This window comes from Cecembia rubra (genome assembly GCF_003014575.1).
Lineage (GTDB): Bacteria > Bacteroidota > Bacteroidia > Cytophagales > Cyclobacteriaceae > Cecembia_A > Cecembia_A rubra.
In genome coordinates this window covers 25,952-38,798 of sequence record NZ_PYGF01000020.1, presented here as the reverse complement: position 1 = coordinate 38,798, position 12,847 = coordinate 25,952, and the positions used below count along the sequence as shown (strand labels likewise).

The 12,847-nt window shown below is 37.9% G+C and carries 11 protein-coding genes and 1 tRNA gene; all 12 read right to left on the bottom strand.

All coding sequences use genetic code 11. The features are described 5' to 3' along the window. Window positions 1-1,886 (bottom strand): non-ribosomal peptide synthetase (locus tag CLV48_RS20085; protein ID WP_146140131.1); only part of this gene is annotated, 1,886 nt, incomplete at its 3' end. A gap of 461 nt (window positions 1,887-2,347) precedes the next feature. Then, window positions 2,348-3,088, bottom strand: a complete 741-nt coding sequence (locus CLV48_RS20080) for a LytR/AlgR family response regulator transcription factor (protein ID WP_106569091.1) — start codon at window positions 3,086-3,088, stop codon at window positions 2,348-2,350. Between the two features lie 481 nt (window positions 3,089-3,569). After that, window positions 3,570-4,757: an MFS transporter gene (locus CLV48_RS20075; RefSeq protein WP_106569089.1), complete on the bottom strand. Its 1,188-nt coding sequence runs from the start codon at window positions 4,755-4,757 to the stop codon at window positions 3,570-3,572. 63 nt (window positions 4,758-4,820) lie between these two features. Then, the gene (locus CLV48_RS20070; RefSeq protein WP_106569088.1) at window positions 4,821-6,296 is read right to left on the bottom strand and encodes an NAD(P)H-hydrate dehydratase; all 1,476 of its coding nucleotides are present in this window, start codon (window positions 6,294-6,296) and stop codon (window positions 4,821-4,823) included. Beyond that, the gene (locus CLV48_RS20065) at window positions 6,289-7,617 is read right to left on the bottom strand and encodes an MFS transporter (protein WP_106569087.1); all 1,329 of its coding nucleotides are present in this window, start codon (window positions 7,615-7,617) and stop codon (window positions 6,289-6,291) included. Before CLV48_RS20065 ends, CLV48_RS20070 begins: the two co-directional genes overlap by 8 nt. 67 nt (window positions 7,618-7,684) lie before the next feature. After that, window positions 7,685-8,146, bottom strand: a complete 462-nt coding sequence (locus tag CLV48_RS20060; RefSeq protein ID WP_106569086.1) for an ExbD/TolR family protein — start codon at window positions 8,144-8,146, stop codon at window positions 7,685-7,687. A 1-nt stretch (window position 8,147) separates the two neighbouring features. Further along, the gene (locus tag CLV48_RS20055; protein ID WP_106569085.1) at window positions 8,148-8,789 is read right to left on the bottom strand and encodes an ExbD/TolR family protein; all 642 of its coding nucleotides are present in this window, start codon (window positions 8,787-8,789) and stop codon (window positions 8,148-8,150) included. Next, window positions 8,789-9,118, bottom strand: a complete 330-nt coding sequence (locus tag CLV48_RS20050) for a hypothetical protein (RefSeq protein ID WP_106569084.1) — start codon at window positions 9,116-9,118, stop codon at window positions 8,789-8,791. Before CLV48_RS20050 ends, CLV48_RS20055 begins: the two co-directional genes overlap by 1 nt. 56 nt (window positions 9,119-9,174) lie before the next feature. Further along, complete coding sequence (locus tag CLV48_RS20045; protein WP_106569083.1) at window positions 9,175-9,969, bottom strand: MotA/TolQ/ExbB proton channel family protein; 795 nt, start codon at window positions 9,967-9,969, stop codon at window positions 9,175-9,177. Window positions 9,970-10,801: 832 nt separating this feature from the next. Beyond that, a tRNA-Ser gene (locus CLV48_RS20035) sits at window positions 10,802-10,889 on the bottom strand. A gap of 73 nt (window positions 10,890-10,962) precedes the next feature. Further along, a complete protein-coding gene (locus CLV48_RS20030) occupies window positions 10,963-12,042 on the bottom strand; it encodes an asparaginase (RefSeq protein WP_106569081.1) in 1,080 nt (359 codons plus the stop codon). Then, window positions 12,039-12,815, bottom strand: a complete 777-nt coding sequence (locus CLV48_RS20025; RefSeq protein WP_106569080.1) for a TatD family hydrolase — start codon at window positions 12,813-12,815, stop codon at window positions 12,039-12,041. The genes CLV48_RS20030 and CLV48_RS20025 overlap by 4 nt, the downstream gene beginning before the upstream one ends. Window positions 12,816-12,847 lie beyond the last annotated feature (32 nt).

Genomic DNA, 12,847 nt, shown 5'->3' with positions numbered 1-12,847 from the left:
ACTGACGGCATATTGTACAGCACAGTGCCCTCTCCCTGCTGTAAAGAATGAAGGTACACCCGCTTCTGCGCCGAGGCCAGCGGATAACTCTCCTGAACAGGAGCCTTCCTGATCCGTAAGGAGGCAGACTGCTCCCTGGAAGCAATCAATACAGCTAAGCCGGCTATCGTGGGCTTTGTAAAAATGTCCCTGACTGATACCAAGATTTGTGTTTCCTGTGAAAGCCTGCCGGCAAGCTGCGCAGACTTCAGAGAGTCTCCCCCAAGGGCAAAGAAATTATCCACGGTACTTATCGATTCCATATCCAGACCCAAAAGCTGCGACCAATGCCGGACAATGACTGTTTCCAGTTGGGTCGACGGGGCAATAAATTCAGCACCTGTAGTGACCGTATCACCCGGATCAGGAAGGGATTTTTTGTCGATTTTTCCGTTGGGAGTGAGAGGAAACTCCTGCATCTGCATAAAACGGGCAGGAATCATATAGACAGGAAGTCTAAGGGATAGAAAATCCCGTAATTCCAAGGCCGGTTTCTCCTCTTTGGCAATATAGTAGGCACAGAGAAAATCTGGACCGTCCACTGTATGTCGTAAAGTCACAACTACATCTTTGATTCCAGGCAGTTCAAGAAGATTACTTTCAATCTCTCCCATCTCAATCCTGAAACCGCGAATTTTCACTTGTTGGTCAATCCTGCCCAGGTACTCGATCTCACCTGTCGGTAGCCATCTGGCAAGGTCGCCCGAACGATACATTCGCCCTCCCGGACTGAAAGGATCGGCAACAAACTTCTCCGAAGTCAGATCAGGCCTGTTCAGATAACCTCTCGCTAGTCCTATCCCTCCAATACAAAGCTCTCCCGGAACACCAATCTGGACTTGCATCCCCTCCTCATCAAGGATGTAAATACGTGTATTCGGGAGGGGTTTACCTAAGGAAATCACTTCCATATCGGCATCAATTTCTGCAACCAACACTTCTATTGTTGCCTCAGTAGGCCCATAAGCATTGTATAACTTCTTAAGTCTCGCCCATCTGTTGGCTATCTCTTTTTTCAGAGCTTCCCCACCACTGACCACAACCTCCAAAGCCGGATATTCAGTAGGATCCAAAATCGCCAAAACCGATGGGGGTGCTGTGAAATGAGTAACTTTATAATCCCTCAAAGTCCTCGAAAGACTTCCATCAAGCATCAAACCAGGCGACTTAGCCAATACCAAACAGGCTCCTGAGGAAAGCGCCAATAAAATCTCCCATAAGGAAGTATCAAAGCTGATAGAGGCAAATTGAAGTATCTTAGATGATGAAGTAATACCAAAAAGATCCGTCTGTACAGTTACCAGGTTATTCAGACCCTTATGCTCAAGCAAAACACCTTTTGGTCTGCCAGTTGAGCCAGATGTGTAAATAATATAAGCAAGATCCGAAGCCTGTATGTCCAGATTTAAATTTTGCACAGAAAAAGCATCCAAATCACCTAAAAAATCCTCCCAAACCAGTACCTCTCCCCTGAAATCCTGAAATGCTTTTTCAATGGTATCCCGGCAGTCCAAATGGGTAAGAAGAAATTCGATTGCAGCATCTTCTGCCATGAATGACAATCTATCTTTGGGATAATCTGCATCTAGTGGTAAATAAACTCCTCCAGCTTTCCAAATTGCCAGAATACTGAAAATCATTTCTGAAGAGCGCTTCATACAAATTCCTACAATTTGTCCCTTCTTAAGGCCTTTTGCAATCAATTGGTTTGCCAATTGGTTTGAAAGGTTATTGACTTTAAGATAGGTTAGTTCTTCACCTTCAAAGCACAGGGATACATTATTTGGGTTTATTGAAACTTGAGCCTCGAAAAACTGATGAATTCCATTGATATTTTCTAATTTCATATTGAAATGCTTAAAAATTAGCTTTATTATTTTCAGGATTTTTTATGATTTATAGCGCCAACAAAAGCTTTTTTCCAAAGTGGCTAAATATTGAATTAGCAGTCTACGGGCGGAATTTTATGATATGAAGCACTGACCTTTAAATAATTTTGAAAAAATTCAACAGCCGTTTTCATGATTCATTCTAATTAGCTTTGTTGGAATAAACTTTAAAATGAATCTAATTACATTACCTTCTTAGGAACATGTTTCAGGGAATAAGCAGCAATTTTTGTAAAAGAAAAGGTATAATCTGTTAATGTAAAAAATAAGAAATGCTCCATCTTCTTGATAAACCGTTTTCATTGTTTGACATTGTTTGGAATCATCAAAAAATCCAGGATTAAAAATTAAATCTATATTTCAATGAGACCTTGAAATTAAAAAATGAGAATAGCCTTGACACTAAAAAAGTTTTCCCATCACAATATTTTAATCTTTCGTAAAAGCCAGCTATACTGGTTTCTTCCAATTGGAATTTCTTTTCCTGAAATCTGAATAAAATCTGTTTGTATTCCTTCTATTTCTTCCAAATTGATCATGAATGATTTGTGAATTCTTGCAAATAGGCTATTACTCAGTTTTTGTTCCAGTTCCTTCAAAGTTGCACGTACCAAAATCCTTTTTTCTCTTGTATATATTTGAGTATAATTGGCGTCCGCTTCCAAGTAAATGATATCTTTGTGTTTGATTTTTTGAAGTACTCCATTTATTCTGACAAACAAACTGTCTTTAAAAAGGTACCCCCCAAAATCTTCATCCTTTTTCGCTTGCGTATGTTCTTTGGCAAAATTTTTCCTGGCTAATTCAATTCCCATTCCAATATCATTTTCATTAAAAGGCTTAACCAAATATCCATAAGGTTTTATTGATTTTATCCGGTTGATTGTTTGAAGATCAATAGAGGAGGTCACTATGATAAATGACAGCTTAAATTTTTCATTCATTTCAACCGCAAGATCAACACCATCGACCTCTCCATTGATCTTTATGTCCAATAAAACTAGATTGGGCTTTTTTTCCTCAATTAAGACCAATGCTTCATCCCTATTCCTTGCAACTCCGCAAACATCATGACCTAACTCTTCAATAATACATTTCAAGTCTTCTGCTATTACAAGTTCATCCTCAACTATTAATATTCTCAACCTACTTAAATTCATACAAATCATCAATTAGAACAATACCAAGTAATTTTTTAACAGGAAAATCCGAACTAAGCCCTTCAAACCATGGTGGGAAAATTGAAATAGTAGGTTCTTTTATTTTTGAATATATATAGGTTCAATCTCAAATTAGAACTCCTATTTCCGGGAAAATGATGCTATTATTAGCAAAAAAGTGCCCTATTTTCAATTATCCGACGCAATAACTGAATACCTATTGACTTATTTAAAATCATTAAAATTCGATTGGATATAGAATTTATAAGCTGTAGGCTAAAAACATTTCCAATAAATGTTTTATTATTTCCATGATTCATTTGCTTTAGGTTTAAAAGACTTAAAAACAACCTACAAATATTCCCAGATCATCAAATCAAATCAGGGAAGATCTAACAGATAATGTGCAGGAAATGCCCAAAAATGTCAACTATTTATTCCAAGAGTTGGGAATTAAAACAAAAAGATCTTTGTAAAATATTTAACCTATGCTTTTAATTCTTCTACTTAATGGGATACACAAAACACTGAGGAAAATCGCAATGTATCCGACAAAGTTATAATTGATCAATTCTCCATTCATCCCCTCGGTCAAAATCAATCCAGCCACAAATGACGCCAAACCAGCCGACAATTGTTGAACTGCAGAATTGAAACTCAAAAAGCTACCTCTGTTCTCGGGCTTGGCCGTTCCGGTAATAAGTGCCATAGCTGGTACCATTCTCCCATTAGAAGTCACAAAAAACATGGTAGTAATCAAAAGTACATAGGGAATTGGGGTCTGTCCCAATTGGGTAATAACACCAATAGGAATCAAATTCAGTGACATAAAAATCACAAATACTTTCACCTTTCCATGTATGTCTGTCATTTTCCCCACCCAAGGTGAGGTAAAAATTGTGAACAATCCTCCTGCCATATAAATATAGGTCAGCTCCATGTCTGTAAACCCTACATTAGCTACCATATACGGACTGATGAATGGAATAATCATAAACTGTCCAAGCATCATCATAATGGTAAGGGTAATGGCTTTCATTTGATTGGGATTGCTGGTCACTCTTTTTATTACCTGAACTGGACTAGGTTTTGCCTGACCATTTTCCAAATGCCCTGTGATAGAGGGCAGGTAATTGTAAATCATCCACAGAATGACCAAAGAAATCACCGCTAAAAAGAAAAATGGAGCATGCCAATTCGAAACACTAGCAATAAACAAACCGAATGGCACACCGAAAACCGATGCCACAGAAAAGGCAGCCATCACCAACCCCATTGCTCTTCCTCTTCTGGAGTCAGGTATCACATCTCCAATAATGGCCAATATCAAAGCGGAGGTAAGGCCTCCGAATAAACCGGCAATAATTCTTGATGCCAATAAAATGGGATAATTAGGGGACAAAGCACAAGCCAGTGTAGCTATGAGGAAACCAGAAAAAACCCATAAAGTAATGGTTCTCCTGTCATATTTATCCAAAACAAAGGCCCCCAGAAAACTACTGATTCCCGCACTGAAAGTGTAAGAGGAAACAAGAAGTCCAAATTCTCTTGGACTGATTTCAAAAATCCTCATCAACTGAGGACCTAAAGGCATCAAAATCATGAAATCCACGATGTGGGTAAAATTGATGGCCGCAAGGGTCCAAAGTAAAAGTTTTTCCTTATTCATTGAAAAGCGATTTGGACTTTAACCAGCTACACAAAAGTAAAGTTCTAAATGTGCCAAAAATATTCATTCAATATCCAAATCGACAAAAGTGGCTGGGATAGTATCAATGATATCAGATGCTATTACACCTCTTCTTTTATCCAATGCTGTCATTTCTCCCGCCAAGCCATGCTGAAAAACTCCACATATCGCTGCGTTCAATGGTAGATATCCTTGTCCTAAAAAAGAAGCAATCATTCCTGTAAGTACATCTCCTGAACCTGCTGTAGCCAGGTATTGGTTGCCTGAAGAATTAAAATATTGCTCACCATTGGGTGTTGAAATTGAGGTAAATGCACCTTTGAGTACCAAATACACCCCATGCTCCAAAGCAAAAGACCTGGCCTTGTCCAACCTTTCCTTATGGTCCTTCACCTCTCCCGCTAACCTTTGAAACTCCCTGATATGAGGGGTAAGAATACTTCCCTTAGGAACATATTTTAAATTTTCAGGTTTCTTTGAAAGCAAATTCAAACCATCTGCATCAATGACCAGTGGTTTATGATACCTTTTCAAAATGCTGCAATAAAAAGATAGATCAACTTCTGTTCCCCATCCTGGACCAATACCCAATGCATCGAAAACATCCAATCTTTTGATTTCCTCAGCACCGGCCACCATGACTTCGGGAACCGCAGTTTGCATGATAAACCTTTCTGATTCTGCTATTTGTACATGAACCAAGCCACTTCCAGTCCTCAAAGCCGCTTTAGAGGACAACACCATCGCTCCTACTTTTCCAACGCTTCCACCAATAAGCATTATTCTTCCAAAGTCCCCTTTATGGCTAAATGGGTTAAACTTTTTATGAAACTTCCTGATATCTTCCCTTCGGAGGAAAAATTTGTCTTTATGAAAGTTTTGGATAAAAAAATCAGGAATACCGATATCAACAACATGGATATTTCCCGTGAATTCTGAATGCTCAGGAAAGAGTAAAGAAAGTTTGGGAAACTGAAAGGTTACAGTATGGTCAGCTTTAAAGGCTTTTCCCTGAAGGATCTCGTCAGAAGGAATGCCTGATGGAATATCAATGGAAACCTTATGACATTGAGTTTTATTTAATCTCTCAATAACTTCAAGATAGCTACCCTCAAGCGGTCTATTGATCCCAATTCCAAAAATGCAGTCTAGAACGACATCGTTTTCATCAATCTCAAAATTAAAATCAGAGATATGAATCAAATTTACCTTAGAAGGTAATTTTTCTATATTCAAAGTGTAATCTTTGCTGCAAAATTCCTTCTCTTGAAAAAAAATTACTGAAACAGTCTTACCAGATTCTGCAAGCAATCGTGCAATAGCAATACCATCACCACCATTATTTCCAGGTCCGGAAAAAACAAAAACCTTACCCATTACTCCCATGAACTTGCTCTGGTACCAAGCAAAAAAAGCTTTGGCAGCATTTTCCATGAGATCCCAAGAACTAATTCCCGTGGCTTTGATAAAAGCTGCATCTAATTTCTTTACATCATCTCCTGAAATGATACTAAGCATTTTTAATTTCGACTATATTGTCCAATCCTTGTTTGGGGATTTTAACCAAAAACAAGAATACTAATCCTATAAAGAAGAATAATCCAAGAGCAAGCGCAGAGTTACGCATACTTCCAGATATCTGTTCGATCAATCCATAAGAGAATGTACCTAATACAATTGCTATTTTTTCAGTCACATCATAAAAGCTAAAGAAAGAAGCATTATTGTTTGTATTCTCAGGAATCAATTTTGAATAGGTGGCTCTTGAAAGTGATTGAATACCCCCCATCACCATTCCAACGACGAATGCCAAAGCATAAAACTGGAATTCATCCATCACATAATACGCGGCCCCACATATCAATATCCAAATAAAAACCATAATAATCAAAGAATTCTTATTACCGAAACGCTTGGATACATATGCAAATAAATAACTCCCTAAAATTGCAACCAATTGAATAATCAGAATAGTTAAAATCAATTTATCACCAGGCAATTGGAGTTCCTTATCTCCAAATGATGCGGCTAAATAAAGAACAGTCTGTACACCCATACTATAGAATAGAAAGGCTGCAAGAAAACCGCTCATGACTTTTGAATTTTTCACCACATTAAAAATCAAAGTAATTTCCTTATAGCCGTTCAATAAAACTGCTCTTTTAATTTTTTTCTTTTGCGTGTTATTGGGTAGGAATTTAAATGGAATCTGTGAGAAACCTGCCCACCAAATGCCGGTAATCAGGAATGACCACCGTGCAGCATGCCCACCATCTTTCAGCCCAAAAACTTCGGGCATTTGGATCATAAATAAGTTTAAAACCAAAAGGATCACACTACCTAAATATCCAAGAGAAAAACCCTTAGCACTTAAAAAATCAAATTCCTTTTCAGTTGCAATCTCAGGTAAAAAAGCATTATAAAAAACAATACTACCTGCAAATCCAATACTGGCCAACATGGCACAAACAATTCCATATTCTAAATTACTCCCATCAAAAAAGAACAAACCTCCACATGACAATGCCCCCAAATAGGCAAAAAACTTCATGAAATTCAATTTATTCCCACCATAATCAGCTATTCCTGATAACAAAGGGGAAAGGAAAACAATCACTAAAAATGAAAAAGAAATTGAATAGGAATACAAAACCGTATTTACAATTGAAAAACCGAAAAAAGAGACTCTATCCCCCCATTCAACTGAATGGGTAACGTTGTTGAAATAAACCGGAAAAATAGTGGAAGTTATTACTAAACTATATACAGAATTTGCCCAATCGTACATGGCCCAAGCATTCTGAACCTTATTTTTATTTTTCAGACTTTTCAAAATCATGGCTATAAAGTAAAAAAGCTATTCCTAAGGGAATAGCTTTTTTGTTTTTTAAGATATTTGATAAAGATTAATTTTGAACCTTTCCAACAGCAGCATATAAAAGCTTTCTGGCATCAGCTTCTCTAAGTTCAAACTGAACATCAGAAATTGGACCCATTTTAACTTCTCTATCTGCTTTCATCGAGATTGTAATTTGATCTCTTTCAGCTTCAGATAATTTATCTTTTTCTTGGTTAACCCAAAGAACAATATCCTTGGTATTGATTAGTACATCATTTGCCTGAACACGTGGTTCAGTACCAAACATTGCAATATTTTTTGGTTTACCAATATAGAGATAGGAAATCAAGGTTTTTTTCTCAAGTTTTTGCAACTGAGTAGCCTGAGGAATCTTCTGCTCTACCAGAATCTCCTGCTCTCTCAATACAGTAGTCACCATAAAGAAGAACAGAAGCATGAAGATAATATCAGGCAATGCAGATGTAGGAATATTTTGAGAAGTACTGGTTTTTTTCTTAAACTTTGACATATCAATTTCCTCCTATTTTATCTGGTTCTGCAATTGAAATAGCCATTGGAATTCCTTCTTTACCACGATCCTGAAGCTCTTTTTCAGCTGGAGTCTTTCCAGTTAAAGCTCTATATTGATCAGAAGTAAGACCGACTCTTTCTGCGTAAATTTCAAAATATGCTCTTTTTACCTGGTCAAGTACCTCCAAGTACCTTTCATAACTGGTACCTCTGTTTGTTTTAATAGAAACTACTGCTCCACCGGTCATCGGATGATCAGAAGATGATGCATCTCTCTTGGCTCTATTCCTCAATGAGGCAGGTAAACTATTGAAAAGAGATATCGCTTCCTCATCAGGTGCACCGAAATTGAGAATGAAATCTTTGATATCTTCTGATAACTTTTCAGTGTTATCGATATACTCACCTTCTACCAGTAATTGATCATTGGCGTTAATGAGGATATTAAAGATGTTTCTCTCGTTCAATTTAATTTCAGGCGGTGGCTGATTTGGATCTTGCTTTGGAGGAAGGACATTTAGAATACCCTTATCCGAAGCAATAGTCGTGGTAACCAGAAAGAAAATCAGCAACAGGAAGGCGATGTCCGCCATGGAACCTGCATTGACCTCCTGGGTTAATCTGCCTTTTTTTCTTGCCATTACTTTATTGCTTTATTGAGTTCTGTAAACACAATACCTACTATTGCAATGATAAACAAAGCATAAGTGGTATAAAGTGAACCTCCAACGAATTTGGACATTCCCGGAGTAAGATTAAACGGTTCTGCAGCAAATTTAGGGAGAACATCACCATCAGAAATTGAATAGGCAACGAAGAATACTACCCCAAGAGCAACTACTGCAAGGCCGGTTTTAACCAAACTTGAAGGGTTATCAAATGATTTGATCAATGGCATCAGAATCGCAAAGATAGCTCCAAGTATGACTAAACCTTCCGCAACGTATATAAATATATCTATTGAATCCATAATTTATAATTTTCGATTTAAGGATTGATTGAGCTGAAGGATAAACTGTCAGACTATTACTTGGACAGCTTATGCTTCACAAGGATATCTACCAAAGTGATAGATGCATCCTCCATATCATTCACCAATGAATCGATTTTAGCTACGCAATAGTTGTAGAACAACTGAAGGATAATCGCAACGATCAAACCTGCAACAGTCGTCAAAAGGGCGATTTTAATACCACCAGCTACAAGGGAAGGAGAGATATCTCCAGCTGCTTCAATGGCATCAAATGCACCGATCATACCAATTACTGTACCCATGAAACCCAACATCGGAGCAAGGGAGATGAAAAGGGAAATCCAAACTAATCCTTTTTCCAAACGTCCCATTTCTACTGATCCATAAGCGATGATAGATTTTTCTACCATTTCAATACCTTCTGAGTACCTCATCAGACCTTGGGTAAAGATAGAAGCAACAGGACCTTTAGTGTTTTTAGTAACATCCTTAGCAGCTTCGATACCGCCTTGTTCAAGAGCTTCCTCTACTTTTGCCAAAAGTTTTTTGGTGTTAGTTGTAGAAAGGTTCAAAGTGATAATTCTCTCTAATGCTACAGCTAGACCTAAAATCAAACAGATCAATACCGGAGACATGAAAGTTGGATCACCTTCAATGAATTTTTCTTTAATAATTTGGTGGAAACCTTTTTCCTCGTCCATGATTTCATCATCGACCACGGCTGGAGCCGCTGGAGCTTCCACAACTTCTGTAGTTTCTTCTGCAGCTTCTTCTGCATCTTGAGCTTTCGTAATTACCGGAAACATCAAGATTCCGGAAAGCATGAACAAAGCGATTAACTTTTTCATAATGTAGTTTTTAAATAGACTTTAAATAAAGGTTAAACGGTTTCTAACGTAATATTGAGATTTTAAAGTTATCATTTTTTCAAATCAAATTGCAAAGGAAATAGTCATATTTTTTTCAGAAAAATTATTTCCTATGCTGTTGATTGAATTTCATGCAAGCTAAAATAACGAATATGAAGACCTTAGAGAATTTATATAAAAGGAAAAACAAATGGCTTAAGTGGAGTTGAGAACCATTAAAAAGACTTTTTTGACTAAAAATTAAATCGTAAAGCTGAAATTCAGAATGATTTCTAAACTAATAATAGGCTCATTTCATAAGAGGAAGGAATTACTCGTACACTCTTGGCATGCCGCACTGCCCCTCGTGAATCTCCCTTTGGTCGATTTCGAACCCAAGTGCTTGGTCGAGGGTTCTCATCCCTTCCATCCTGTTCTTTTTTTGACACAAATAAAAAAGCCAACTCTATTTTAAAGTTGGCTTTTAGCAGAGAGGAAGGGATTACTCGTACACTCTTGGCATGCCGCACTGCCCCTCGTGAATCTCCCTTTGGTCGATTTCGAACCCAAGTGCTTGGTCGAGGGTTCTCATCCCTTCCATCCTGTTCTTTTTTTGACCTAAATAAAAAAGCCAACTCTATTTTAAAGTTGGCTTTTAGCAGAGAGGAAGGGATTACTCGTACACTCTTGGCATGCCGCACTGCCCCTCGTGAATCTCCCTTTGGTCGATTTCGAACCCAAGTGCTTGGTCGAGGGTTCTCATCCCTTCCATCCTGTTCTTTTTTTGACACAAATAAAAAAGCCAACTCTATTTTTTAAAGTTGGCTTTTAGCAGAGAGGAAGGGATTCGAACCCTCGATACCCTTTAGGGGTATACACACTTTCCAGGCGTGCTCCTTCAACCACTCGGACACCTCTCTAAATGGTTGATTTCTGAATCGGAGTGCAAAGGAATGAATTATTCCATAGCCATCCAACATCTTTTTGAAAAATTTATGCAATTCCAGTCAAGGACATTTCTCCAGCCAAAGGCATTATTAATTTTCTTCTGATCTCAGCATCTGAAGTTTCATTTCCCAACAAAAACATCATCTTGGTCACAGCAGCTTCAGTTGTAATATCTCCTCCGCTGAGCACACCAATCCTCAATAAATCTTTACTGGTCTGATACCTTCCCTGAATCACCCTACCACCATTGCATTGGGAAACATTAAGTATAATAATTCCCTTTTTTACCGCTCTCTCCAAAGCATTCAAAAACCAAAGCTCACTTGGGCTGTTGCCTGAACCATAAGTCTCCAAAACCACCCCCCTTAGCCCCTTAATATCAAAACAAGAATCAAGAACATTGGCTGTAATACCAGGAAAAAGCTTCAATACTATGACATTATTGTCAAGTTTATTATGGTATTTCAGCTTTTTACCTTCCTCAAATGGCTTGATCACAGCATAATTGTAATCTATTATAATTCCTGACTCGGCCAGTGCAGGATAATTTTCGGATTCAAATGCATCAAAATGCACACTTTGTACCTTCTTTGACCGGTTACCTCTCAAAAGCATGTGGTTGAAAAAAATACAAACCTCAGGTACAACCGGCTTTCCATTGGCCTTGGCCGTTGCAATTTCCAAAGATGTCATGAGGTTTTCCCTGGCATCAGAACGCATGGCAGATATCGGCAATTGGGCTCCTGTAAATATCACAGGCTTACTTAATCCCTGTAACATATAACTCAACATGGAGGCAGAATAGGCCATAGTATCTGTGCCATGAAGGATCACAAATCCATCATAACTATCATAATTCTCATATATAATGTAGGCCATATCCACCCAATGTTGCATATTCACATTGGATGAATCTATAGGTTCAGGAAAAGAAATTACCGTTATGGCAATATTCATCTGCATCAATGATGGTACTTTGTCCAAAATTTGACCAAAATTGAAAGGAACCAAAGCTCCTGAGTCATCATAGGCCATTCCCAGTGTACCTCCGGTATAAATGATCAACACAGAAGAGGTGACCTCACTCTTTGCTGATGTGTTGAGCCTTACAATCTTGTAGTTCATGATTTGAAATGATGAAATACCCTATTCGCATTATTAGTACTTAGTACTGCAATATCTTCTTTTGTTTTCTGTAAAAAATCGCCCACCCTTTCCGCAATGATCGGAATAAATTCAGGAGAATTTCTCTTTCCCCTGTGAGGAACCGGAGCAAGATAAGGCCCATCAGTCTCTAATACCAAATATTCGGGATTTACATGTGGAATTACTGCATCAAGGCCACCATTTTTATATGTGGAAACCCCACCAATTCCCAACATAAATCCTAATTCAATTATGTCCTTTGCCTGTTCCAAAGTACCGGAAAAGCAATGGAAAATACCAAATAGATTCTCGTCTTTCTGTTCTTTGATGATAGCTATAGTTTCTTCCATAGATTCCCTGCAATGAAGGATAATGGGCCAGTTCTTTTCTTTTGCCCATTGGATCTGAACCCTTAAGGCTTCCTTTTGTTGCTCAAAAAAAGTCTTGTCCCAATAAAGATCAAGTCCAGTCTCCCCTATTCCGGCAAAGTTTCTTTTATTTATCCAGTCTTCCATAATATAGAGCTGCCGTTCAAAATCCTTCTTTACATCACAGGGATGCAATCCCATCATTGGAATACATACTTCCGGGTAACGCAGTTCGGCTTCCAACATAGCATCTATGGTGTCTACATCCACATTAGGCATATATAATTTGGAAACACCATTTTCAAGTGTTCTTCTTATCACTTCATCTCTATCTGCATCATACTTACTGGAATAAATATGAACATGGGTATCGGTATAATTCACTGTTAAAATAGGTTTGATTCAAACTTATTAAT